The 23622-nt window shown below is 67.6% G+C and carries 28 protein-coding genes; 8 read left to right on the top strand and 20 right to left on the bottom strand.

Going from position 1 to position 23622, the window contains the following annotated elements; genetic code table 11:
* The first annotated feature begins 4 nt into the window (after positions 1-4).
* Genes ABL838_RS14905 through ABL838_RS14890 form a run of 4 tightly spaced genes read left to right on the top strand, consistent with a single transcriptional unit; the run spans position 5 to position 2997 of the window.
* Complete coding sequence (locus ABL838_RS14905; RefSeq protein WP_184638772.1) at positions 5-790, top strand: CheR family methyltransferase; 786 nt, start codon at positions 5-7, stop codon at positions 788-790.
* On the top strand, positions 787-1404 hold the full coding sequence (locus ABL838_RS14900; RefSeq protein ID WP_418125762.1) for a chemotaxis protein CheB: 618 nt from the start codon (positions 787-789) through the stop codon (positions 1402-1404). The genes ABL838_RS14905 and ABL838_RS14900 overlap by 4 nt, the downstream gene beginning before the upstream one ends.
* Positions 1394-2641, top strand: coding sequence for a hybrid sensor histidine kinase/response regulator (locus ABL838_RS14895; RefSeq protein ID WP_418125761.1), 1248 nt, complete (start codon positions 1394-1396; stop codon positions 2639-2641). The genes ABL838_RS14900 and ABL838_RS14895 overlap by 11 nt, the downstream gene beginning before the upstream one ends.
* Entirely contained in the window at positions 2638-2997 is a 360-nt protein-coding gene (locus tag ABL838_RS14890; RefSeq protein WP_126019594.1) for a response regulator, read from the top strand. The genes ABL838_RS14895 and ABL838_RS14890 overlap by 4 nt, the downstream gene beginning before the upstream one ends.
* Here the strand turns inward: ABL838_RS14890 and ABL838_RS14885 are convergent.
* From ABL838_RS14885 to ABL838_RS14865, 5 genes are all read right to left on the bottom strand, one after another.
* The gene (locus ABL838_RS14885; protein ID WP_418120353.1) at positions 2994-3389 is read right to left on the bottom strand and encodes a hypothetical protein; all 396 of its coding nucleotides are present in this window, start codon (positions 3387-3389) and stop codon (positions 2994-2996) included. The genes ABL838_RS14890 and ABL838_RS14885 overlap by 4 nt on opposite strands.
* Positions 3390-3397: 8 nt before the next feature.
* A complete protein-coding gene (locus tag ABL838_RS14880; protein WP_418125760.1) occupies positions 3398-4855 on the bottom strand; it encodes a DUF1501 domain-containing protein in 1458 nt (485 codons plus the stop codon).
* 28 nt (positions 4856-4883) lie between these two features.
* The gene (locus ABL838_RS14875) at positions 4884-6716 is read right to left on the bottom strand and encodes a DUF1800 domain-containing protein (RefSeq protein ID WP_418125759.1); all 1833 of its coding nucleotides are present in this window, start codon (positions 6714-6716) and stop codon (positions 4884-4886) included.
* 204 nt (positions 6717-6920) lie between these two features.
* Positions 6921-7274 (bottom strand): hypothetical protein, encoded by a 354-nt coding sequence (locus ABL838_RS14870; protein ID WP_126019588.1) that lies wholly within the window; start codon positions 7272-7274, stop codon positions 6921-6923.
* A gap of 128 nt (positions 7275-7402) precedes the next feature.
* Positions 7403-8350 carry an adenylate/guanylate cyclase domain-containing protein gene (locus tag ABL838_RS14865; protein WP_126019586.1) on the bottom strand — a complete coding sequence of 316 codons (948 nt, stop codon included), beginning with the start codon at positions 8348-8350 and terminating at the stop codon, positions 7403-7405.
* Positions 8351-8701: 351 nt separating this feature from the next.
* On the opposite strand from ABL838_RS14865, the gene ABL838_RS14860 reads away from it, so the two are divergent.
* On the top strand, positions 8702-9037 hold the full coding sequence (locus ABL838_RS14860) for a hypothetical protein (protein WP_126019584.1): 336 nt from the start codon (positions 8702-8704) through the stop codon (positions 9035-9037).
* 61 nt (positions 9038-9098) lie between these two features.
* On the opposite strand, the gene ABL838_RS14855 is transcribed toward ABL838_RS14860, so the two are convergent.
* The 8 genes from ABL838_RS14855 to ABL838_RS14820 form a co-directional block, all read right to left on the bottom strand.
* Positions 9099-10067, bottom strand: a complete 969-nt coding sequence (locus tag ABL838_RS14855; protein WP_184638069.1) for an LD-carboxypeptidase — start codon at positions 10065-10067, stop codon at positions 9099-9101.
* Complete coding sequence (tadA, locus tag ABL838_RS14850; RefSeq protein WP_369658203.1) at positions 10064-11173, bottom strand: tRNA adenosine(34) deaminase TadA; 1110 nt, start codon at positions 11171-11173, stop codon at positions 10064-10066. The genes ABL838_RS14855 and tadA overlap by 4 nt, the downstream gene beginning before the upstream one ends.
* Positions 11163-11387 carry a hypothetical protein gene (locus ABL838_RS14845; protein WP_126019577.1) on the bottom strand — a complete coding sequence of 75 codons (225 nt, stop codon included), beginning with the start codon at positions 11385-11387 and terminating at the stop codon, positions 11163-11165. Before ABL838_RS14845 ends, tadA begins: the two co-directional genes overlap by 11 nt.
* 1 nt (position 11388) lies before the next feature.
* The gene (locus ABL838_RS14840) at positions 11389-12033 is read right to left on the bottom strand and encodes an FMN-binding negative transcriptional regulator (protein ID WP_418125758.1); all 645 of its coding nucleotides are present in this window, start codon (positions 12031-12033) and stop codon (positions 11389-11391) included.
* A gap of 52 nt (positions 12034-12085) precedes the next feature.
* Entirely contained in the window at positions 12086-12784 is a 699-nt protein-coding gene (locus tag ABL838_RS14835) for an ankyrin repeat domain-containing protein (RefSeq protein ID WP_418125757.1), read from the bottom strand.
* Complete coding sequence (locus ABL838_RS14830; RefSeq protein ID WP_418125756.1) at positions 12784-13296, bottom strand: GlcG/HbpS family heme-binding protein; 513 nt, start codon at positions 13294-13296, stop codon at positions 12784-12786. The genes ABL838_RS14835 and ABL838_RS14830 overlap by 1 nt, the downstream gene beginning before the upstream one ends.
* Positions 13297-13414: 118 nt before the next feature.
* Positions 13415-14059, bottom strand: coding sequence for a response regulator transcription factor (locus ABL838_RS14825; protein ID WP_301510812.1), 645 nt, complete (start codon positions 14057-14059; stop codon positions 13415-13417).
* Positions 14056-15543: a sensor histidine kinase gene (locus tag ABL838_RS14820; protein WP_418125755.1), complete on the bottom strand. Its 1488-nt coding sequence runs from the start codon at positions 15541-15543 to the stop codon at positions 14056-14058. Before ABL838_RS14820 ends, ABL838_RS14825 begins: the two co-directional genes overlap by 4 nt.
* A 63-nt stretch (positions 15544-15606) precedes the next feature.
* Here ABL838_RS14820 and ABL838_RS14815 point away from each other — a divergent pair, with 63 nt between their 5' ends.
* Entirely contained in the window at positions 15607-16677 is a 1071-nt protein-coding gene (locus ABL838_RS14815) for a DUF72 domain-containing protein (protein WP_418125754.1), read from the top strand.
* Here ABL838_RS14815 and ABL838_RS14810 read toward each other — a convergent pair.
* On the bottom strand, positions 16674-17168 hold the full coding sequence (locus tag ABL838_RS14810) for a RidA family protein (protein ID WP_418125753.1): 495 nt from the start codon (positions 17166-17168) through the stop codon (positions 16674-16676). The genes ABL838_RS14815 and ABL838_RS14810 overlap by 4 nt on opposite strands.
* A 105-nt stretch (positions 17169-17273) precedes the next feature.
* Positions 17274-17849 carry a 2'-5' RNA ligase family protein gene (locus ABL838_RS14805; RefSeq protein ID WP_418125752.1) on the bottom strand — a complete coding sequence of 192 codons (576 nt, stop codon included), beginning with the start codon at positions 17847-17849 and terminating at the stop codon, positions 17274-17276.
* A 219-nt stretch (positions 17850-18068) separates the two neighbouring features.
* Between ABL838_RS14805 and ABL838_RS14800 the strand changes: the two genes are divergently transcribed.
* Complete coding sequence (locus tag ABL838_RS14800) at positions 18069-18680, top strand: porin family protein (RefSeq protein WP_418125751.1); 612 nt, start codon at positions 18069-18071, stop codon at positions 18678-18680.
* A gap of 65 nt (positions 18681-18745) precedes the next feature.
* Here the strand turns inward: ABL838_RS14800 and guaA are convergent, their stop codons facing one another.
* The 4 genes from guaA to guaB form a co-directional block, all read right to left on the bottom strand.
* Positions 18746-20365 carry a glutamine-hydrolyzing GMP synthase gene (gene guaA / locus ABL838_RS14795; protein WP_418125750.1) on the bottom strand — a complete coding sequence of 540 codons (1620 nt, stop codon included), beginning with the start codon at positions 20363-20365 and terminating at the stop codon, positions 18746-18748.
* An 11-nt stretch (positions 20366-20376) separates the two neighbouring features.
* The gene (locus ABL838_RS14790) at positions 20377-20811 is read right to left on the bottom strand and encodes a type II toxin-antitoxin system VapC family toxin (RefSeq protein WP_418125749.1); all 435 of its coding nucleotides are present in this window, start codon (positions 20809-20811) and stop codon (positions 20377-20379) included.
* Complete coding sequence (locus ABL838_RS14785) at positions 20808-21056, bottom strand: type II toxin-antitoxin system Phd/YefM family antitoxin (protein WP_093195299.1); 249 nt, start codon at positions 21054-21056, stop codon at positions 20808-20810. Before ABL838_RS14785 ends, ABL838_RS14790 begins: the two co-directional genes overlap by 4 nt.
* A 77-nt stretch (positions 21057-21133) precedes the next feature.
* On the bottom strand, positions 21134-22603 hold the full coding sequence (gene guaB / locus ABL838_RS14780) for an IMP dehydrogenase (protein WP_126019555.1): 1470 nt from the start codon (positions 22601-22603) through the stop codon (positions 21134-21136).
* Between the two features lie 128 nt (positions 22604-22731).
* Here guaB and ABL838_RS14775 point away from each other — a divergent pair, with 128 nt between their 5' ends.
* Positions 22732-23265, top strand: coding sequence for a DUF4124 domain-containing protein (locus ABL838_RS14775; RefSeq protein ID WP_126019553.1), 534 nt, complete (start codon positions 22732-22734; stop codon positions 23263-23265).
* A 15-nt stretch (positions 23266-23280) separates the two neighbouring features.
* Here ABL838_RS14775 and ABL838_RS14770 read toward each other — a convergent pair whose 3' ends face one another.
* The gene (locus ABL838_RS14770) at positions 23281-23619 is read right to left on the bottom strand and encodes an RnfH family protein (protein ID WP_126019551.1); all 339 of its coding nucleotides are present in this window, start codon (positions 23617-23619) and stop codon (positions 23281-23283) included.
* Between the last annotated feature and the right edge of the window lie 3 nt (positions 23620-23622).

The raw sequence follows: 23622 nt of genomic DNA, 5'->3' as shown, positions 1-23622 counted from the left end.
GCTGATGGAGGCGATCTACCTCAAGTACAGCTACGACTTCCGCAACTACACGGTGGCCTCGCAGAAGCGCCGCGTGTTGCACGCGCTCGACCAGCTCGGGCTGCCGAGCATCTCGGCGCTGCAGGAGCGGGTGCTGCGCGATGCGGCCCTCTTCGGCCGGCTGCTGCAGTTCCTGACGATCCCGGTCAGCGAGATGTTCCGCGACCCGTCGTACTTCCTGGCCCTGCGCCAGCACGTGGTGCCTATCCTGCACACCTACCCTTCCGTCAAGGTATGGGTGGCGGGCTGCAGCACGGGCGAGGAAGTGTTCTCGCTGGCCATCCTGCTGCGCGAGGAAGGCCTGCTCGCGCGCACGCAGATCTACGCCACCGACATCAACCCGGCTTCGCTGGAGAAGGCCAGGCAGGGCATCTTCCCGCTGGAAGCCATCCGGGGCTACACCACCAACTACCAGCGCGCGGGCGGACGCAGCGAGTTCTCCGACTACTACACCGCCGCCTACGAGGCCGCGCGCTTCGACCCCTCGCTGTGCGCCGACGTGATCTTCGCCGACCACAGCCTGGCGACCGACAGCGTGTTCGCCGAGACGCAGCTGGTGTCGTGCCGCAACGTGCTGATCTACTTCAACCGCGAGTTGCAGGACCGGGCGCTGGGCCTGTTCCACGAGTCGCTGTCGCACCGCGGCTTTCTGGGACTGGGCTCGAAGGAGAGCATCGACTTCTCGGGCTACGCCGACCGCTTCGACGCGCATGCGCGCGCCGAGCGCATCTACCGCAAGAAAGCCGCATGACGGGCCAGATGAAACGCCAGCTGCGCTTCCCCATCCGCAAGCGCGTGGACGCCGTGGTGCTTGGCGCCTCGGCCGGCGGCATCGACGCGCTGTGCGTCCTGCTCGAAGACCTGCCGGCCGTCTGGCGCCTGCCGATGGCGGTGGTGCTGCACCTGCCCGAGGAGCACGAGAGCCGCCTGGCCGAGATCTTCGCGCAGCGCCTGCCTATTCCCGTGCACGAGGCCAACGACAAGATGCCGGTTTCGGCCGGCAGCCTGTACTTCGCGCCCCCGGGCTATCACCTGTCGATCGAGCGCGAGCGCACCTTCTCGCTGAGCTGCGAGCCGCCGGTGCTGTTCTCGCGCCCGTCCATCGACCTGCTGATGGGCTCGGCCGCCGATGCCTACGGCCCCGCCCTCGCCGGCTTCCTCCTGACCGGCGCGAACGACGACGGCGCGCAAGGCCTGCACCGCATCCACCTGGCCGGCGGGCTCACCGCCGTGCAGGAACCCGGGGAAGCCCAGATTCCCACCATGCCCCAGGCCGCCATCGCGCGCCATATCCCCGACTACGTGCTGCCCCTGCGCGAACTGCGCAACCTGCTGCTCCAACTGGAAGCCGTCCATGAACATTGACATCGAAAGCAAGCTGCTGCTCGTGGACGACCTGCCCGAAAACCTGCTGGCGCTGGAGGCGCTGATCCGCGCGCCCGGCCGCATCGCCTACCGCGCCGGTTCGGCCGACGCCGCGCTGGCGCTGCTGCTGGAGCACGAATTCGCGCTCGCCATCGTCGACGTGCAGATGCCCGGCATGAACGGCTTCGAGCTGGCCGAGCTGATGCGCGGCACCGAGCGCACGCGGCACATCCCCATCATCTTCGTGAGCGCCGCGGGTCGCGAGCTGAACTACGCCTTCCAGGGCTACGAGAGCGGCGCGGTCGACTTCCTGCACAAGCCGCTGGACCCGCACGCGGTGGTCAGCAAGGTGAACGTGTTCGTCGACCTCTACCAGCACCGCAAGGCGCTGCGCCACGAAATGGATTCGCTCGCCGCCGCCCACAAGAAGCAGGAAGAACTGGTGCAGCAGCTGCAGCAGACGCAGCACGACCTGGAGCGCGCGGTGCGCATGCGCGACGATTTCATGTCGATGGTGTCGCACGAGTTGCGCACGCCGCTGAACACCCTCTACCTCGAGGCGCAGCTGCGGCAGCTGCATCTGGCGAAGGGCAATCTCGCCAGTTTCTCGCCCGAGCGCCTGCCCGCGATGATCGAGCGCGACCAGCGGCAGATCCGCAACATGGTGCGGCTGATCGACGACATGCTCGACGTCACGCGCATGCGGCGCGACGCGCTGTCCATCAAGCCCCAGCCGACCGATCTGGCGGCGCTTGCGCACGCGGTGGTGGAAAACCTGCGCCAGCAGGCCGAAGCCGCAGGCGCGGCCATCACGCTCTCGGCGCCTGCCGAACTGCGCGGCGCATGGGACGAGTTCCGCATCGAGCAGGTACTGACCAACCTGCTGACCAACGCGCTGCGCTACGGCGGCGGCAAGCCGGTCGAGATGGTCGTTCAGCAGCTGGGCAACACGGCCCAGGTGAGCGTGCGCGACCAGGGCATCGGCATCGCGCCCGAGGACCAGGCCCGCATCTTCGAGCAATTCGAGCGCACCGAGGACAGCCGCAAGCACGCGGCCGGACTGGGCCTCGGGCTCTTCATCACCCGCAAGATCGTGGACCTGCACGGCGGGCGCATCGGCGTGGAAAGCGCGCCGGGCGAAGGGTCGCGTTTCACGGTCGAGCTGCCGCTGCAGGCGCCCGCCATACTTCCCAATCAATCTGACGCCCAACCTGACGGAAAGAAGAGCCCCCAGTGAACGTGCTGATCGTCGATGACAACCAGGCCTCGGCCGACCTGCTGCAGGAGCTGCTGAGCCTGCACGACCACACCGCGCAATGCACCTACACGGCACGCCAGGCGCTGGACGCGGCCGCCGCCGGGAGCTTCGACGCGGCGCTGATCGACCTCAGCCTGCCCGACCTGCCCGGCGCCGAGGTGGCGCGGCGGCTGCGCGAGAGCACCGGCGAAGGCACGCCGAAGCTGCTGGTCGCCATCTCGGGCTTCTCCGCGCAGGACGCGGGCGGCCGCTCGGCCGAGGGGCTCTTCGACCATCACCTGCAGAAGCCGGTCGACATCGAGAAGCTGGGGCAAATCCTCGCATCGGCTGGCTAGGCGCGATCGGTCTTCCCCGCTGCGCCTTTCTTGCTCTTGCGGGGGCTGCGCATGGCTTCGTAGCGATACACGCGGAAGCCGTCGCGCTGCATGAAGCTGACCGGCTCCCAGCCGCGCGCCAATGCACAGTCGGTGATCTGCGCCATCTGCACGCCGAGGTAGTCCTGCAGGCTGTCGGCCACCGCGAGCTCGAACTTCTTGAGATCGCGGTCCAGCGACTCCACCGCCGCGACGGCGGCATCGACGCTGGTGAAGGGGCGCACGTGGGTCACGCCCTTGTTGCGCGCGGGGGCGTGTGCCTGCTCAGGCGGGTCGGCGCTGAAGTTGACGCTGGCGCCGCCCTCCATGCCGTTGAGGCCGCCGATGGCGCTCATGCTGGCCATGCTGCTCATTGCTGTGTTCATGTCATGAACCCCATGTCGCGCGGGTAGCTGATGCCGCTCGGCGCGGTGATGTTGTTGAAATTCTTCAGGTTCGGCAGGATGCCGTTGAGGTCTTGATCAGGCACGCCGAACCACTTGGCCAGCGTCGCCGCGTACTGGTCGACCGAAGTGGTGGGCAGCAGCCGGCCCTGGCCGACGTGCCACTGGTCGTCGTCGGCCGAGGTGTTGCCCACGCTCACCGGCGGCGGCGTGCCGTAGAAGGCCTTGCCTTTCACCGCGCCGCCCACCACGAAGTGATGGCTGCCCCAGCCGTGGTCGGAACCGTTGCCGTTGCTCGAGAGCGTGCGGCCGAAGTCGGAGGCGGTGAAGGCGGTCACCTTGTCGGAGACGCCGAGAGTTTCCATCTGCCGCTGGAAGGCGGTCATGGCCTCGGACAGACGCTGCATCAACGGCCCCTGCTTGGTGTCGAGGTCGTCGTGCAGGTCGTAGCCACCCATGGAGACGAAGAACACCTGGCGTTTCACGCCCAGCGAGGTGCGCCCACGGATCAGGCGCGCCACCATCTTGAGCTGGTCGGCCAGATTGTTGCCGGTGGGGAAGTTGCCGTTCAGGTCGTTGGCCTGAATGGCGGCGGTGATCTTGCCTTCGGCCTCGACGGCGCGCAGCGTGACCTTGTTGTATTCGTTCTCCAGCGTATGGCCGCGCGCCTGCTGCGCGATCTGCTGCATGGCGGCCTTGACCGCCGATGAGCCGTAGACGCTGCCGGTGGCCGGGCTCACGCTGTTGATGCGCACCGCGCCGCCGGTGCCGACCTGGTATTGGAGCGCCTCGTCGCCCGAGAGGAACACCGCGTTGCCCGCCACCGAGATGCAGGTGAACAGCGACGCATTGCGCTGTCCGCCGAGCATCAGGTCGCCGAGGTTGCCGCCCCAGCCGATGGTCGAGCCCTCGGGCGACGACGACTGCCAGATCGACTGCTGGTCGTTGTGCGAGAAGAGCTTGGGGGGGATCGGGAAATCCCGGCGGTTCGTGCTGTTGAACTGCGCGCGCGTGAGCGGCTTGATGAGCGGGCCGACGTTGAGCTGCACGGCCATCTTGCCCTGCTCGAAGAGCGTGGCGAGGCCGCCCATGGCCGGGTTCAGCGCGTACTTTCGGCCGTTGGCGAGCGCCACGTTGGGTTTGAGTTCGGTGGCTGCGAGGCCCGCGTACGGCAGCGCGATGCCGCCGCGGATGGTGCTGTACTTGTTGTAGCTGTCGGTGTCGAAGTTGACGAGTGTGTTGGCGTAGTCGTTGCCGCCGAAGAGGAAGACGCAGACCAGCGCCTTGTAGTCGTCGCCCGGCGCGGCCTGGGCGGCCGCTTCGCCCATGGCGGCGAGGTTGAGCGCGAACGGCAGCGCGGTGCCGGCCATCGCGAGTTGGCCCGAGCGGCGCAGGAAGGCGCGGCGCGTGTGGCGGGCAGGATCGATCAGGTGCATGTTCGGTTCGCTCCGGCTTCTTTCTTCTTCATTTCTGCACGAGGTATTCGGGCGAGCCCATCACCAGCAGCACGCCGGCGCAGATGAGGTCGAGCCTTCGGGCGTCGGTGGAGGGGTTCGCCAGCGGCGCCTTGCTCAGGGCGTCGGTGATCAGCGCGACCGTGGCGGCCGAGAGTTGGTTGCCGGTGAGCAGCAGGTTGAGCCGGCGCACCAGCGCGGCGGGGTCGTTCACCAGCGCTTTCTCGGCCGTATAGGTGGCGATCACGTCCTTGTTGTCGAAGCCGTTCTGCAGCCTGCCTTGCAGGAAGTTGAGATAGCCGCCCACGCTGGTCTCGTTGACCAGCTGGAACTCGGGCGCGACCATCTTGTTGCTGGCGATGGCGGTCGAGGGCGGCACGTAGCCGGGCCGGAAGAAATTGAACACCGAGGGCGAGCGCAGCGGGCACTGGCCCAGGCTCGAACTGGGGTCGGAGGTGTTGCCGATGTTCCAGTTGTCCGATGTGCAGCCGATGCCAAAGGTACGGCCCCATTGCACGAACCGCAGCATGGGCTCGCGCAGGTGGCCGAAGTTCGGATCGGAAAGGCCCGCGGGACCGCGCGCCTCGTCGTCGAGCAGCACTGCGGCGAACACGCTCTTCATGTCGCCGCGCACGCCCGCGCCGTTGTTGGCGAAGATGTCGGCCACGCGCTTCACGTAGGCGGGGCTCGGGTTGCTCGTGACCAGCCGCTGGATCAGCTGCCGGCCGATGAAAGGCCCGACGTTCGGATGGTTGAAGAGCGTGTCGAGCGCGATCTTCAGCGCCGCCGGACCGTCCGTGCCCGCGGGCACCGTGGCGCCCAGGAAGCGCGCCTCCAGCATCGAGTGGTTGGAGGCCTTGTAGGCCATGGGACGCGTGGTCCACGCGTTGGTCTCGATGGTGTAGCTGGCTCCGGGCGGAGTGAAGGCGTTGCGCTCGGACGAGCGGATGTCGAGGTCGTAGCCGGTGAAGACGCGCGCCAGATTGGTCACGTCGTTCTGCACGTAGGTCTCGATGGGCTGGCCGTCGGCGCCGGTCCTCACCGTGCCGTCGCCCTCGAGCTGGTAGAGGCCGATGGTCATGAGCTGCATGACCTCGCGCGCGTAGTTCTCGTCGGGCTGGCGGCCGGAGTTGTCTTCCTTCCTGTTGCCGCGGGTGTTGAGATAGAAGCCCATCGCGGGGTTGAGCGTCACGTCTTCCAGCAGCTGGCGGAAGTTGCCCGTGACGCCGTTGGCGAGCATGTCCCAGTACTGGGCCATCATGGCCGTGGGCCAGCTCGAGCCGATCTCCGTGCCCGAGACCACGAAGATCTCGCTGAGCGCCAGTGCCATGCGCTTGCGCACCGGGTCGGCGGCCGTCATGAGCTGGCGCCAGATCATGGCGTCGGTCTCGACGTCTGCGTACTCCTTGCTGTTGACCCACTCCCAGGCCGAAGGCTGTCGCGCCGCGCCGAGCTGCTCGCTGAGCCACGGCAGGTAGCCTTTGGCGCGCACGGCGGCGATCTCGTCGTCGGAGGCCGAGAACTGGGCCTGCAGCAGGAAGCGCGCGGCTTCGGCGTCGTTCTGCGCCTGGGGGTAGTGATACGGACCGGTGTCGGGCGTGGTGCCCGGGTTGGCGCCGGGCGTGCCGCCGCCGATGGGGAAGCCAAGGCCCCCGGCGCCGCTCCCACCCCCTCCTCCGCCGCCGCATGCGGCCAGCGCCGCCGAAATGGAAAACGCGGCTGCCGCCTTCAGCGAGCGGGAGCCGTCGGGCGCCGCCTCGTTTTCATGGGTGGCCGCCGTCTCCGCGACGTACACCACCTCGTCGGCCGGTCTTGTGTGCTCGGCCTCCAGCTGTTCCAACATGATCCTCGCTCCTGCGGCGTATCGACGCCTGTTGGAGCGTTAAAGGCAAGCGGCATGCCCTCCAAAAAACAGCAAGGCAAGTGTCCAAGACGGGCCAAGTCACCACAAAAATGTGTGCCAATGTGACTTTTTAGTCACTCCTTGAAACAAAATTGGCATGCCAGAGGGCATGCCAATGCTTCAGAAAACATTCAGGTGACAGTGTCAGTCGCGCTCGTCGTCCCAGTCGTTCGGCGGGCGGTAGGGATAGCCGGGCCCGTAGTAGATGCGGCCGGGCGGCGGCGTGTAGATGGGTGCCGGGCGGTAGTACACCGGAGGGGGCGGCGGCCGGTAGTAGACCGGCGGCGGCGGCGCGTAGTAGATGGGTGCCGGATAGCTGTAGACCGGTGGCGGCGCGTAGTACGGCGCCGGGTAGCCGCCGGCCACGTAGCCGGGGGTGCCGATCTGCACCGACCAGCTTCCGCGCGCGTTCGCGGCTCCCGCCGCCAGCAGCGCGCCGGCGATGACGGCACCGATGGCCGCCAGCTTGAAAACAGAAGATCGAGATTTGAAGTTCACAGTGGCTCCAGGCCTGGGGCGGACAATGCCCGAGTGGATACGCAACGCCCGACGCGTGCTCGCGGTGCACCCGATTGCATGCGGGCATGGTAGCCAAACGTCACCGCTTCGGGCGGTGCGCGGCCGCATCAGCGCGCGATTTCGCGCCGCGACAGCATCACGTCGCCGCTGCTCGTATTGAAGGCGATGGTCGGCGCACTGAAATCGCTGAGCGGCGCGCCCAGGCCGATCTCTCCACGGCCGTGCAGGACGCACTCCTCGCGCCGCAAGGCGATCTCGGTGCTGGGGCCGTCGTTGCCGTGGAAACGCACCCAGGTGCCGTAGGTGCTGACGTCGATCAGCACGCAGCTGCCCTGGCGCAACTCGATGCGCGCATGCAGGCGCGAGACGCGCGGGTCGTTGACGACGAACTGGGCGTCGTCGACGCGGCCGAGGTGGATCGGCAGCTCCTCTGTGCGGAACATCGAGCGCACGTCGAGCCACGCGAGTTCGATCTGGCCGAACGAGGAATCGGGCATGCGCAGCGGGGCCAGCGCTGCGGGCACGGTGAGGAACGAGGTCACGTCCTCCTGCCAGTCGATCCGGTGGACGACCGACATCTCGCTGCGCCCGCGGATGTTGATGAGGCCGAGGTCGCGGTGCTGCACCGAACCTTCGCGCAACTGGGAGATGACCGCGGCAGTCACCCAGATCTGGCCCGGGCCGGCCAGGTCGCTCAGACGCGAGGCGAGGTTGACGGCATCGCCGTAGCAGTCGCCCTCGACTTCCACCACCTCACCGCTGGCCACGCCGATCTGCAACGCCATGCGCAGGGGCGCGGGCCACGCGAGCAGCCGCTTCTGGTGATAGCGCTGCAACTCGATGACCGCATGCGTGGCCGCGGCACCGCTGGTGAAGATGGCGAACACGCCGTCGCCGAGCGACTTCACCACGCGGCCGCCGTGCGCCTGGCACACGCCGCCGATCCATTGCGTCAGACGGGTCACTGTCTCCGTGGCCCGCGCATTTCCCATGGCCTCGAAGACCCTCGTGCTCCCCGTCAAGTCCGCGAATACGACTGTGGAATTGACACCCATACTTTTTGCTCTTCTCGATTTCTACCGATGGTTGTAATTGCCCGGGGCCCTTCGCGCTTCCATGTCCATGCGGCCGGCGCTGCGTACGCGCGCCCGCTCACACACGGAATATGCAGCTTGCGTGCCCCTTTTGTTGTCTTCCCGGGTATACGCCGCTGCCGACAGGGCGAATGCAGACAGAGTCATTCATCGGCTTGTAGTACTTTGGAAAACAAAATTCAATGACTAGTGAAAACGATAAGTAAAGCGTGTTGTTTGCAAACAAGAAACAACGTTTCAGATCTTGTGGAATGGTTAACTCAGGCTTAAGGTAGCGGCCGTTCTCGGTTCCGGCAACACACTTCCCGTCCCATGCTCTTTCGCCGTCTTCTCCGTCTGCTGAACGTACCCGGCTCCGGATCCCGTCAAGCGACGGAGAACCAGTTGGGGCGCATCCGTACCGCGATGCTGTCGGCGCTCCAGGGCCATGGCGGTCATTCCGTGCAGCGCGTCAGCCAGCGCGTGCGCTTTGCCGCCGACGTCGAAGCTCTCTGGTACCTGCGGCAGGACGTGATGATCGCGCTGAGCGCCATCGACGGAGAAACCGCCGCGCGCCGCCAGATGAAAGCCATCAACAGCATGTTCAAGGGCGGATTGCCCGGCTCGATGGGGCCGCGCGCGCATCAACGCTTCACCAAAAACAACTGAAACTGCAACGGCCCCTCGGGGCCGTTCTGATTTTTAACGTTCTATTCTCTTTGTGTCCGGATCAATGGGCGTGATGATGGTCATGTCCATGGTGGTCGTCATGACCATGTGCATGCCTGTGGCCCCAAACGAGAAAAATATCACGCCCTTCCGCAGCCATCGACACCTTCGCACCCACGGGCAATAACACCTTCGTCTGCACGTGCCCGAACGGCAGGCCCGCGAGCACGGGCACCTTGAGCGTTGCGCGCAGCCGGTCGATCACGGTGTTGAGGCCGAATCCGCGGTCGTAGCCCGGCACCAGCCGGATGCCGGTGAACTGCCCGAACACGATGGCACGCTGGCGCGCCAGCACACCGGCCATCTTCAACTGATCGAGCATGCGTTCGACGCGGTACGGGTGCTCGTTCACGTCTTCGATGAAGAGCACGCCCTTCTCCACCATCGGGAAGTACGGCGTGCCGAGCAGGCTGGTCAGCACGCACAGATTGCCGCCCCACAACGTGGCGTCCTGCACGGGCTTGAACTTCAGATCGACATCGCGCGCCGGCATGCGCCAGCCCGTGCCTTCGCCCTGCCCTGTGAGCAGGTCGTCGAAGCAGGCTTCCATGATGTCGTCGGGACCGGCCTCTGCACCGAAGTCCTCGCCGACGGCGGGGCCCGACCAGGTCACCGCGCCGGTCTTGGCCAGCAGCGCGTTCTGCAGCGCGGTGAAGTCGCTGCAGCCGACGAACTCCGTGCCCTTCTCGATCGCCTTCGTGAGCGCCTTGTACGGAACGGCATCGAGGATGCGCGTGAGCCCGTAGCCGCCGCGTGCTATGAGCGCCACGTCCGCGCCGCTGGCCGCGGCACGCGAGATCGCGGCGAGCCGCGTGGCATCGTCGCCCGCGAAGCGCTGGTGCACCGACAGCGCCGCGTCGTCGACTTCGACTTCATGACCCAGCGCTCTGAGCCGCTTCACGCCGCGCCGGAAAGCGGCCTTGTCCCGGACCGCGCTGGAGGGAGAGTAGATATAGATGTGTTTGGTCACGCGTTCGAGTATCCCATTGCGTTTCGCACTTGCAGAACGACCGTTCGGGCCTGCTCCGGCGTCGGCCCCGAGGAAGTGGCAAGAGGCCCCAGTGCGCGCAGCGCTGCTTCGTATCCCCGGTCGGGAAAAGGCGCGCGCCATGCGTCCTTGATGTGCTCGTGCCCCTCCGGCGCGACCAGTGCCGCCGCGAACCGACCGGGCGCTGCCGCCTGCAGCAGCACGGCGAGTTCGGAAGCGGCCTCGCTATGCACGAGCGCCACCGACTCGACTCCCACCCGCGCCATCCATTCGAGCAGCACGTGGCGATGCCATTGCAGGCTATGCGCCGCCTCGCGCTTGGGCTTGTCGCTCCTGCCGAAGCCGATCAGGTCGGGTACCAGCGTGCGCAGCCCCGGCAGGCCCACGAGATGCCTGAAGAAGTAGCCCCATTCGCCGGGACCGTGCAGGCAAAGGCAACAGGCCGCATCCTCCGCACCTTCATCGACGTAGTGCATGCGCCAGCCCTGCAAGCTCGGCAGGTCCTGCACGTAATGCGGCGCGAAGTCATAGCCGGCCAAGGCCTCGAAGCGCTCGGGCGACGTGCGCAGTGCGTCGTCGCGCAAGGGCTCGGCAGTCGCGCGCGCAGCGTTCCGGCGCTGCTGGAAAAAAGCCTGCAAGACCGCGCTGCACTCCTGCGCCAGCACCCCGCCCTGCACCACCGTGCGATGGTTCAGCCGTGGCTCCGCGAAGAGATCGAGCACCGAGCCGGCCGCGCCAGTCTTCGGATCGGCCGCGCCGTACACCACGCGAGCGAGGCGCGAATGCAGCATCGCCCCTGAACACATCGCGCACGGTTCGAGCGTGACGAACAGCTCGCAGCCGTCGAGCCGGTAGTTGCCGAGCGCGAGGGCTCCCGCACGCAGCGCGTTGATCTCGGCATGCGCACTCGGATCGTTCTGCGCGACCGGCGTGTTGCGCCCCGTCGCGACCAGGCGGCCGTCCTTCACCAGCACCGCGCCCACCGGCACCTCGCCCGCTTCGGCGGCAAGCCGCGCCTCGGCGAGCGCGAGCGCCATCCAGTGCGTGTCGTCGTGCACGTCCGGCAATGGAGTCGCCTCAGTTGTCATCGGGCATCTGGCGTGTCTTGACCGCGGCGTCCAGCGCTTCCTTGACCTGCTGCTGCACCTGCTGCGGATTCATTCGCGCATCGCCCGCGGCGGGTGCTGCAACGCCAGGCACGGACGGTTGTGCGGAAGAGGCCATGCTGCTCATCTGCTTCTTCGCGACCAGCCCGACGATCGCCAGCACGAGCACAAGGCCGATCAGACCCAGTCCGCGCATCTCAGCCGCCCTCCGCCACGGGAGCCTCGGCGGCCATGCCCAGGCGGCCCATCCACACGGCGAGCGCCCGCTCGTCCGGCGTGCCAGCGCTGTAGACCGCGTGCATCGCGGCATGCGATTCGCGGCGATGCTGGTTGAGCTTGATCTTGCATTGCAGGGCAGTCACGCGCAGCTCGAAGCCCACGATGCCGGCCAGCATCTTGAGCTGGAACTCCTCGCCCAGGTCGCGCCACTGCTGCGCGTAGGCGGGCTCGTGGTCGTGAATGAGCTTCTTGAGCAGCGCGTCCTTGTCGGCGGGCTCCTCGATCAGCCGTGCCTCGACGGTGCAATGCACCGCCAGGTAGTTCCAGGTCGGCACGCGGGCCAGGTCGGGGTAGACGGAGGGAGAGAGGTACGAATGCGGCCCGAGAAAGGTGGCCACCGCCCGGGGCCTGGTCTGCAGGTAGCGCCAGTGCGGATTCGGCTTGGCGCAATGGCCCCACAGCACCAGTTCGTCGCCCGCGCGCTGCTCGGCGACCAGCGGCAGGTGCGTGACGTACGGCAGCCCGTCGTCGTCGTTCGAGATCAGGCTCGCGAAGGGATGCGAGCGCATCAGCTCCAGCGCGATGGCCGGGTCCTTCGCATTGAACTGCGGGGGCATGTACATGGGCGGTTTCCTCGTGGCGCCTCGTGGCGAGGCCCCATTCTCCCCGAGCCGCCTACTTTGCGCGCGGTGTCTCCAGCAGCTTCGCCATCGCGGTGTAGCCGCGCGCCTTCGCCAGCTGCAGCGGCGTGTTGCCCTGGCGGTCCGTCAGCCTGATGTCGGCGCCGGCGTCGACCAGCGCAGCCAGCGTCCGCTGGTGGCGCGGGCCGCCGTCGCCGAGCACGATGGATTCGATCACCGCCGTCCAGTGCAGGTTGTTGACATGGTCCAGCGGCGCGCCGGCTGCAATAAGCCTGCGCACCACCTCATCGTGCCCGAGATGCGCGGCCGCGATGAGCGCCGTGCCGTCGTACCGGCTCGTGGTCTGCCCGGCCTTGGCACCGAGCGAGAGCAGCACCGAGAGCGTCGCGGCATCGTCGGCCACCGCGGCGATGGTGACGGCGTCGTAGCGGTCGTCTTCGAGCAGGTCGAGGTCGGCGCCGGCCTTGGCCAGCAGCTTGATCGCCTCGCGCTGGCGGGCGAAGGTGGCAACGTGCAGCGGCGTGCGCCCGCGCGTGTCGCGTGCATTGAGATTCGCCCCCGAGGCGATCAGCGCCTTCAGCTTCTGCGCATCGCCATGCCAGGCGGCCTGGTGCAGCCCGTCGAAGGCCAGCACCTCGGCCGCCAGCGGCGGCACCTGGGCGGACGCACCGGCCGGCACGCCCAGCCCGAGCGCGACCGCCAGCAGGCCCGGCCAGATACCGCGCGCCATCATCAGAGGGAACCCTTGACCTTCTCGAGCGCCGCGTTGGCGCACTGGTCGTCGAGATGGCCGCCGGGCGCGCCGCCGACGCCGACCGCGCCGATCACTTCATTGCCCGACTTGACCGGCACGCCGCCGCCCAGCAGCAGGAAGCCCGGCAGGTACACCAGGTTGGCGGCGCCGGGGTTCTTCTGCGCGCCTTCCATCATGGCCTGCGTGGGACTCTTGGCCGAAGCCGAGGTCCAGGCCTTGCGCTCGCTCGAAGCCAGCGTGTGCGGGCCGGCGTTGTCGGCGCGCTGCACGGCACGCACGGTCCCGGCGCGGTCGACCACGGTGGCGGCCACGTTGTAGCCATTGGCGGCGCAGGCGGCCACGGCTTCGGCGGCGATCTGGTTGGCCAGGGCCAGCGAGATGTTCTTTTCGGTGCGCACGGCCGGCGCGGGCGCCTGGGCTTGAGCTTGTGCCTGGGCGACGGAAGCTGCGAGCAGGACGGCGACGCCGCCGAGGCGGATGATGGATTGCATTGTTCGTGATCTCCAGTGGATTCGGGTTGTTGCGCCGGCTGTTGCCGACGGCTGCGCCACTGTAGAAAACGCCGCCCGCGCGGGCCATTCGTACGGCTACGCGCGGCGCTCCGTAGTTCTACGGAGCGCCCTCCCCGTCCACCAGCACCGCATAGCGCCGGATCAGCTGCGCGAGCGAATCGCAGTCGAGCTTGGCGAACAGGTTCGCGCGATGCGTCTCGACCGTGCGCGGCGACAGCGCCAGCGTGCGCGCGATCTCCTTGTTGGTGAGCCCCTGCACGATGAAGGCCAGCACCTCGCGCTCGCGCTCCGACAGCTGCGCCACCCGCTCGCGCGCGGCATTGTCGGCCTGCGAACGCTCGCGGGAGCGCACATGCTGGCGCACCGCCTGCTGCAGCGCCTCGAGCAGCTGCTCGTCGTCCACCGGCTTCTCGAGGAACTCGGCCGCGCCGGCCTTGAAGGCACGGCGGCACATCTCGACCGTGCCGTGGCCGGTCAGCATGATCACCGGCTGGTCCACGCCCTGCGCCACCAGCCGGTCGAGCACGGTGAGCCCGCTGATGCCGGGCATGCGCACGTCCAGCACGATGGCGCCGACGCTCGCGCGGTCGAACCCGTCGATGAAAGCCTGCGGATCGGCCCAGGCCTGCACGCGCAGCCCGACCGTGCCGATCAGCAGCGAGAGGCCGTCGCGCACCGCCTGGTCGTCGTCGATCAGGTGGACCAGCGGGGACTGCGGCGGATGGGTGTTCGAGGTATTCATGGCGATGGCGCGACGAGTGGCAGCAGCAGCGTGAAGCGCGCGCCGCGCGGCTGGACATTACCCGCGCCCAGGCTGCCGCCCATGCCGCCGGCCAGCGTCTCGCTGAGGCTCAGGCCGAGGCCCAGCCCGCCCTCGCGTGTGCTGAAGAAGGGTTCGAAGAGGCGCGGCAGGGCTTCGCGGGCTATGCCGCGTCCGTTGTCGGTCACGGTCAGCACGCCCTCCTGCCCGTTGCGGCCGACGGACACCACGAGCCGCCGCTCTGCGGCCGGCACCAGCTCCAGAGCCTGCAGGGCGTTCATCAGCAGGTTGTGCACGATCTGCTCCAGCGCCACTGCCTCGGCTTGCACGCGCACCGGCGCTTGCGCGCTGGCATCGAACTGCGCGGCGACGTCGTGCTTCGCGAACTCGGGCGCCAGCAGGTGCATGGCGCTGCGCACCACCTCCTGCAGCACCAGCGGCTTGGTGTCACCGCCAGCTTCGGGCCGTTCGATGACGCGTCGCAGCCGCCCCACCACGCCGGCCGCGCGGCGGGCCTGCTCGACCGCCTGCCCCATCGCGTCGCGCGCGGTCGCCAGGTCGGGCGGCTCGTCGTCGAGCAGGCGGCGCGCGGCCTGCGCATTGGCGAGCACTGCCGTCAGCGGCTGGTTGAGCTCGTGCGCAAGGCCGGCCGACAGTTCGCCCAGCGCGTTGAGGCGCGCGACCTGTCCGAGGCGCAGCAACTCTTCGGCGCGCCTCCGCTCGACGCGCTGGCGCTGCGCGGCCCACAGGCCTGCCAGCAACATCGCCATCGCCAGGGCCCAACCGGCGATCGCGCGCCACGGCAGCTCGCCCCAGCCCACCTGCCGCTCGGCCACCAGATCGAAGGGCTGGCTCGGCGAGGCCAGTGCCTTGCTCAGGCCGAAACGCCATCCTCTCTCCGGGCTCGCGGATTGCACACCAGGCTGCAGCACCAGCTGCTGGCCGTCGCGCTGCAGGCTCAGCCGCACCGGGCTGCGCTGCGGGTTCATCGGCCAATCGCGCCAGGGCACTGAGCCGGCAAGATCGATATCGAGCGCATAGCTGAACGGGTTGGCGCCGATGACCAGCGTGTAGCGGCCATGTGCCAGATCGAGCGTGGCCAGCTCGGCGCGCTGAAGGCTGCGCGAGCGCGCCTCGGCCGCGTCCAGTGCGCCAGCGCGCGCGCTGTCTGGCCAGGGCTGGTCCCGGTCGCGCCGCTGCACGCGCAGGATCGACGAGTACACGGAAGGCAGGCGCTGCTCGGGATGGTCCGCTCCGGTGCTCGGCTCCAGCAGCGCGAGCGTGGCCAGCACGGCGTCGTACTGCACCATCTGCTGGCTCATGAGGCGGTGCGCGATGCGCACGTCGGTCTCGAAGTACTGCTGCATCTGCGCGAGCTCGGCGCGCGCGATCCATACAGCGCCCACGGCGGTGAGGGCCAGCCATGCCAGCCACCAACCACCTTGCGCGCGCAACCACTGTTTCATGGCGCGGATTGTGCCCGGTGCGGCAAGGCGGCTTTGCTCTTGGCCGAAAATGCGGCACCAGCCATGGCCGACGTACAGGATTCCCTCTTTCCCGATCTTCCGCGCCCCGAAGGCGCTCCTTCGGCCGCGCCGCCGCCTGCCGAGCCGACCGCGAAGAAGAAGCCGCGCGCCGCCACGGTCGAGCCCGCGCCCACCGATCCCGAACTCGTCGAGCTGGCCGCCGCGTTGCCGCCTGCTCTGCGGCTCGGAACCTCGTCATGGAGCTACCCCGGCTGGGCCAATCTTGTCTGGGATGGCGAATACGCCGAGACGGTGCTCTCGAAGAACGGTCTCTCTGCGCTTGCCAAGCATCCGCTGTTCCGCACCGTGAGCGTGGACCGCAACTTCTATCGCGCCCTCACCGCCAGCCAGTACGCACGCTACGCGGCCATGGTGCCGGACGACTTCCGCTTCATGGTGAAGGCGCCCAGCCTCGTGACCGATGCGACAGTGCGCGACGAAAGCGGCCGCGGCATGCAGGCCAACCCGGTGTTCCTCAGCAGCGAGATCGCGCGGCAGGAATTCGTGCAGCCCGCGCTCGAGGGCCTGGGCCATCGCATCGGCGTGCTGGTGTTCCAGCTGAGCCCTATTCCGGGGCACATCCTGGCCGACCAGCCCGCACTGCTGGCGCGCATCGCGGCGATGCTCGAATCGCTGCCCGACATCTCATCGACCGCGCCCGACGCGGCGATCGCCGTCGAGGTGCGCGATCCGCAGCTGCTGAACCCCGCCTTTGCCGAAATGCTGCGCAGCGTGGGCGCCACCTTCTGCATGGGCCTGCACGCCAAGATGCCGCCCATCGAAGAACAGTTGCCGATGCTGCGCGCCATGTGGCCCGGCCCGCTGGTGTGCCGCTGGAACCTGCACCGGCGCCATGGCCGTTTCGGGTACGAAGACGCGGAAAAGCTCTACGGCCCCTTCGACAAGATCGTCGACCCCGATCCGGAGACGCGCGCCGCGCTCGCCAAGGTGATCGCGGGCACCACCCGCGCGGGCCAGAACGCCTTCGTCACCGTGAGCAACAACGCCGAAGGCTGCGCGCCGCTGACGATCGCGCAGCTGGCGCGCGACATCCTGGCCCTGGCGCCGCGCTAGCCGATGTTCTGCTTCGCGGCGACCGTCATCTCGACTTCGACGGTCGCGTTCTTCGGCAGCGCGTAGACGCCGACCGCCGTGCGCACGTGCACGCCGACCTCGCCGAACACGCGGTGCAGCAGGTCGGAGGCGGCGTCGGCCACTTCGCTTTGTTGCGTGAAATCGGCCGTGCACTGCACGAACACGCCGACGCGCAAAACCTTTTCCACCGCATCGAGCGAACCGAGCGCGCGCCGCAGCAGCGCGAGGCTGCGCAATGCGCAGATCTGCGCGCCCTCGCGCGCCTTGTCCAGCGACACCGCATCGCCTACACGGCCCGTGACCACCACCGTGGTGCCCACGCGCGGCACCTGGCCGCTGAGATAGATCGTGCGGCCGTCGCGCACCAGCGGCACGTAGTGACCGCCGGCAATGATCTCGCCCTCGAAGCTGTGCCCCAGCTCGGCGGCAATCTGGTCGGCGATCTGGTCCCGGGTCATTTCTGCTGTCATGTCGATTCCGTGAAAGGGAATGCCATTGTCGTCAGCGCCTGAGCGATGAAACAGATACAGAAGCCGCCGATGCGAGGCAGAACAGAAGACGGGGGCGCCATCTTTTCAGGCCGCATCTGGCCAGCGGCCCAGCACTTCGTGCACGCCCTCGCCCACATGGCTGTCGATCAGCACCAAAGAGCCAGCCGACCACCGAACCGGCGCTTCGAGCGCATGCCTTTCGAGCTTGCGCCGCGCGTAGGCCAGCGTCATGTGCGGCGTGAAGGAGCGCGCGGGCTTCAGGCCCGCATCGGCGAGTGCCTCGCCCAGGCGCTGCCTGAAGGCCTTGAGTGCGGAGATGCCCACCTCGTCATCGGAGCACAGCGCGAGCGCGCCCTTGGCGAAGCTCATCGCCTTCTCGAAGACGATGTCGAACGCGGGAGGCGGCACCGAGGCGGCTGCCTTCATGACCAATGCGACCTTGTCGGCCGGCACCTCCGCGTACTCGCCCAGATCGAAGAGCGTGACGTGCAGGCGATGCGCCGCGACCAATGTTCCTTTCAGTGCGTGCTGCGAGTTCATGCGTTCGCCCAGCGCGGCGATCGAAGCGGCATCCTGCGGGCCCGGAAGAATTGCGAAGAAGAGAGAGTGCTCCGGCGCCGGAGCCTTGCTGCTGCGCGCCTTGCCCCGAGGGCGTGGCAAGGGTTTGGGCGGAGGCTCGATACCGGGAAGAAGAAGCTGATCTGACATGCCTCGATCATCGCCCATGGCATGCGCCCTTCATCAGCTCTTCAGCAAGCGCCAAGCACTCCTTCAGGCTGCGTTTCGAGAATCGTCTCACGCTGGTGGCACTGCAGCAGTCAATGCACGGAAGCCACCTGTCGATCGATCTCAATCAACCATCCAACCAGGAACTTCATCTTGACGAAAACGCAAGCCTGCACCGTCCTCGCAACAGCCCTTCTGCTCGGCACCGCCTCGATGGCCGCGAGCGCCGCCGGCCCCAACCAGGACAGCGGAATCTATGTGGGCGGCGCCATCGGCCGTTCGAGCTACAGCCTCTCGTCTTCCAACCGCGTGCCCGTGCCGTGGGGCGGCGAGAAGAGCAGCAAGAGCGGCACGGCCTACAAGCTATATGGCGGCTATCGCTTCACCGAAACCTTCGGCGTCGAAGCCGGCTATGCGCGCCTCGGCCGCGTGAGCCAGTGGAGCTCGAACGGCGCCTACTCCCGCCTGCAGTCCGGCACCGGCCAGGTCTTCTACGCGGCCGCTACCGCCCGCCTGCCACTGGGCGAATCCTTCGCGCTCAACGGCCGCCTCGGCATCGCGCGCGGACGCATCTCCGGCGACAACAACTGGGTGCTGCCCGGTCAGCGCATCTCGGGCAGCTCGACCGGCATGATGGCCGGCTTTGGCGCCGAGTACCGCATGACGCAGAACCTGTCTGTCACCGCGGACTACGACTACTTCGGCAAGCTGTCGAAGCAGGCGAAGGGCGGGATGGTGACGGTGGGTTTGAAGGCGAGCTTCTGAGCACCGCCTCTTTCTGCACTTGATCGACGCGGCCTCGCATCAGCGGGGCCGCGTCGCGCCGTTCATCACTCCCACTCGATCGTCGCCGGCGGCTTGCTCGACACGTCGTAGGTCACGCGATTGATGCCGCGCACCTCGTTGATGATGCGGCCCGACACCTTCTTCAGCAGCGCGTACGGCAGCTCGGCCCAGTCGGCGGTCATGAAGTCGCTGGTCTGCACGGCGCGCAGTGCGACCACGTAGTCGTAGGTGCGGCCATCGCCCATCACGCCAACGCTCTTCACGGGCAGGAACACGGTGAAGGCCTGGCTGGTGAGGTCGTACCAGGTCTTGCCGGTGGCCTCGTCGGTGAAGTTGCGCAGTTCCTCGATGAAGATCGCGTCGGCGCGGCGCAGCAGGTCGGCGTATTCCTTCTTCACTTCGCCGAGGATGCGCACGCCCAGGCCGGGGCCGGGGAACGGGTGGCGATACACCATCTCGGGCGGCAGGCCGAGGGCTACGCCGAGTTCGCGCACTTCGTCCTTGAACAGGTCGCGCAGCGGCTCGAGCAGCTTGAGGCCCAGCTGTTCGGGCAGGCCGCCCACGTTGTGGTGGCTCTTGATGGTGACGGCCTTCTTGCTCTTGGCGCCGCCCGACTCGATGACGTCGGGGTAGATGGTGCCCTGCGCCAGGAAGGTCGCGCCCTTGTGGCCTCCGTCGCCGGCCTTGAGCTTCGCGGCTTCCTGCTTGAACACGGTGACGAACTCGCCGCCGATGATCTTGCGCTTGGCTTCGGGGTCGCTCACGCCGGCCAGCTTGCCGAGGAAGAGATCGCTGGCGTCGACGCGGATCACCTTCGCGTGCAGCTTGCCTTCGAACATCTCCATGACCATGTCGCCCTCGTTCAGGCGCAGCAGGCCGTGGTCGACGAACACGCAGGTCAGCTGGTCGCCAATGGCGCGATGGATGAGCGCGGCTGCCACGCTCGAATCGACGCCACCCGAGAGACCGAGGATGACTTCCTCGTCACCCACCTGCTCGCGGATCTTCTCGACGGCTTCGGCGATGTGGTCGCGCATGACCCAGTCGGGCTTCGCGCCGCAGATGCCGAGCACGAAGCGCTCGAGGATCGCCTTGCCCTGCATGGTGTGCGTGACTTCGGGGTGGAACTGCACCGCGTAGTAGCGGCGCGCCTCGTCGGCCATGCCGGCGATGGGGCAGCTGTCGGTGCTGGCCATGAGCTTGAAGCCCGGCGGCAGTTCGGTGACCTTGTCGCCGTGGCTCATCCACACGTTGAGCATGCCGTGGCCTTCAGGCGTGGTGAAGTCGGCGATGTCCTTCAGCAGCGCGGTGTGGCCGTGGGCGCGCACGGCCGCGAAGCCGAACTCGCGCTTGTGGCCGCCTTCGACCTTGCCGCCGAGCTGGTGCGCCATGGTCTGCATGCCGTAGCAGATGCCGAGCACGGGCACGCCGAGGTCGAACACGGCCTGCGGGGCCTTGTCGGTGGTTTCCTCGTAAACGCTGGCGTGGCTGCCCGAGAGGATCACGCCCTTGAGGTGGCCGTCGGCCGCGTATGCACGCACCCATTCGTCGGTGACGTCGCAGGGATGCACTTCGCTCAGCACGTGCGCTTCGCGCACGCGACGTGCGATGAGCTGCGTGACCTGCGAGCCGAAGTCGAGGATGAGGATCTTGTCGTGTTGCATGGCGAAAGGACTCAGAGCGTTGAAATGTCGAACAGCTTCACACCCGCCCGGGGTGCAGCCTTGATGAGTTGCTCGTCGAAAGTGGCGAGCGGGAGATTGAGCGACTTGGCGAGCCAGAGATAGCCCGCGTCGTAGAGAGAGATGCCGGCGTCGATGGCCACGGCGAGCACGGCCTTGTGCTGGGCCGGCGCGAGTTCGTGCAGCTCGACGCGGTGGCGGATGGCATCGAGCACGCTCCACAGCCCTTCGACGGCGTACGAAGGAATGCGGCCGCTGCGCACGCCGTTGGCGAGGATGTTGGCGCACTCCCATTGCCAGACGTTGGGCGCCTGCGGCTCCACCTCGTCGCGGCGGATGGCGGCGTAGAGCCTGCGGGTATGTTCGCTGGCCATGTCGGGAAGCAGCCAGGCGGCGGTGACCGAGGCGTCCATGACGAAGGCCGTCATTGCTGGCGCCCTTCGTCGAGCAGGGCACGCGGCTGCGGCCCGGGCTGGATGGTGGCGTGGAGCGCGTCGATCTGGCCCAGTTCGCGCTCGATCTGCTCGTCGGTGATGACCGGCTTGCGGCGCACCGGCAGCATGCGCACGACTTCCTTGCCGTGGCGGGTGATGCGAACCTCCTCGCCCTTTTCGACGGAGTCGATCAGGGCGGAGAAGTTGTTCTTGGCTTCGGCGATGCCGATGGATTGCATTTGGGCCAGAAAATTTGAATCTGGCCCAAATTTTAAACCCAGTCTGGCCTGACTTTCAAGGTCTGGCCAGATTGTGGTCAATCAGCGCGGTAGTTCGGCGCTTCCTTCGTGATCTGCACGTCGTGAACGTGGCTCTCACGAATGCCGGCCGTGGTAATTTCGACGAACTCGGCCTTGTTCTGCATGTCCTCGATGGTCGCGCAGCCACAGTAGCCCATGCTGGCGCGCACGCCGCCGGCCATCTGGTAGACGATCGAGACGATCGAGCCCTTGTAGGGCACGCGGCCTTCGATGCCTTCGGGCACCAGCTTGTCGGTGTTGGGGTTGCCGGTGGTCGATTCCTGGAAGTACCGGTCGGCACTGCCCTGCTGCATTGCACCGATGGAGCCCATGCCGCGGTAGCTCTTGTAGCTGCGGCCCTGGTACAGCACGATTTCGCCCGGAGCCTCTTCGGTGCCGGCGAACATGCTGCCCATCATGACGGTGCTGGCGCCGGCTGCGATGGCCTTGGCGATGTCGCCCGAGTAGCGCACGCCGCCGTCGGAGATCAGCGGAATGCCCGTGCCCTGCAGCGCGGTGGCGACGCTGTCGACCGCCATGATCTGCGGCACGCCCACGCCGGCCACGATGCGGGTGGTGCAGATGGAGCCGGGGCCGATGCCGACCTTGACCGCGTCGGCGCCGGCATCGGCCAGCGCGCGGGCGGCGTCGCCGGTGGCGATGTTGCCGCCGATCACGTCGACCTGCGGATAGTTCTTCTTGACCCAGCGCACGCGCTCGATCACGCCGGCGCTGTGGCCGTGGGCGGTGTCGACCACGATGGCGTCGACGCCGGCCTTCACCAGTGCCTCGACGCGTTCCTCGGTGCCGTCACCCACGCCCACCGCGGCGCCCACGCGCAGGCGGCCGTTGGCGTCGCGTGCGGCGTTGGGGAAGCTGGTCTGCTTGGTGATGTCCTTGACGGTGATGAGGCCCTTGAGCTCCCAGTCGCCGTTGATGACGAGCAGGCGCTCGAGCTTGTGCTTGTTCAGCAGCGCCTTGGCCTCGGCCAGCGTGGTGCCGTCGGGCACGGTGATGAGCTTCTCGCGGCGCGTCATGATTTCGCTGACGGGCACGTCGTAACGGCTCTCGAAGCGAAGGTCGCGGCCAGTGACGATGCCGACCACCTTGCCGGCGTCGACCACCGGGAAGCCCGAGATGCCGAGCTGGTCCGAAAGCGCCATCACCTGGCGCACCGAGTGCGTCGGCGTGATCACGACCGGATCGCGCAGCACGCCCGACTCGTAGCGCTTCACCCGGGCCACTTCTGCGGCCTGCTGCTGCGCGGTGAGGTTCTTGTGCACGATCCCGATGCCGCCTTCCTGCGCGATGGCGATCGCGAGGCGGGCTTCGGTCACGGTGTCCATGGCCGCGGAAACGAGCGGCAGGTTCAACGTGATGTTGCGGGAGAACTTGGTGGCGAGGGAGGTGTCCTTGGGCAGGACCTGGGAGAAGGCTGGCACCAACAACACGTCGTCGAAGGTCAGCGCTTTGCCGAGAAGGCGCATGGGTGAGGCTCCAAAAGAAGGATTGTAACGAGGCCGCCAATGGGTTTGCCGGTGCGGGCGATTGACGAACGTTGCAAAACCACCCTATCCGGATGTTGCAAAAAGTAAGGCCCGGCTAAACTTCAGGGATGAAATTCGTGCACTGGCTGGTACTGGGATGTGTCGTTGCGCTGCCGATGTCGGCAAGCGCCCAATGGCAATGGCTCGACAAGAACGGCAAGAAGGTCTTCAGCGACCAGGCCCCGCCGCCCGACGTCCCCGAGAAAAACATCCTGCGCCGCGTGGGCCCGCCGCCCGCGGCGCGCTCCACCGCCAACCCGAACGTCGACGCGCCACCGGCCGCGGAAGGCACCGCCGAGGCCCCCGCTGCCGCGCCGAAGGCCGCCGCAGCGCCGAAGCCCACCGGCGTGGACAAGGAACTCGAGGAAAAGACCAAGAAAGCCGAAGCCGAGCAGAAGGCCAAGCAGGCCGCCGAAGAAGCCAAGGTGGCCAAGGCCAAGGCCGACAACTGCGCCCTCGCCCGCCAGAGCAAGGCCACGGTCGACAGCGGCATCCGCCTCGCGCGGGTCAACGCCAAGGGCGAGCGCGAGATCATGGATGACAACGCCCGCGCCGCCGAGCAGAAGCGCATCCAGGACGTGATCAACAGCGACTGCAAGTAAGCCGCGGTCACACGATCAATAACCGGCCTTGCCGCCCTTGCGGCGATTCGCGAACAGGCCGGTGCCCCGCGCACCCTGGCGCTGGAAGCGCTCCCGGCGCGCCACTTTCGGATCGACCGTGAGCGGCCGGCACAGCTCGACGCGATCGCCGTCCTTGAGCGTCTGGTCCCAGTCCACGGCCTTGCCCCAGATACCGGGCGTCATGGCGTGGCGCCAATCGAGATCCGGAAAGCGCTGCGAGAGGTCGCTGGCCTTCGCGGCATCGGCCAGTGTCGCCTCGGAAGGAAGATGCAGCACCTGCTCGAACACCTCGCGGGGCGCGGGGGAGCAGCTCAGTGTGACCTCGATGGTCATTGT

The sequence above is a fragment of the Variovorax sp. 160MFSha2.1 genome, from assembly GCF_048305075.1.
Lineage (GTDB): Bacteria > Pseudomonadota > Gammaproteobacteria > Burkholderiales > Burkholderiaceae_C > Variovorax > Variovorax guangxiensis.
The sequence above is the reverse complement of the archived record's forward strand: the minus strand, read 5'-3'. Positions and strand labels throughout refer to the sequence as shown.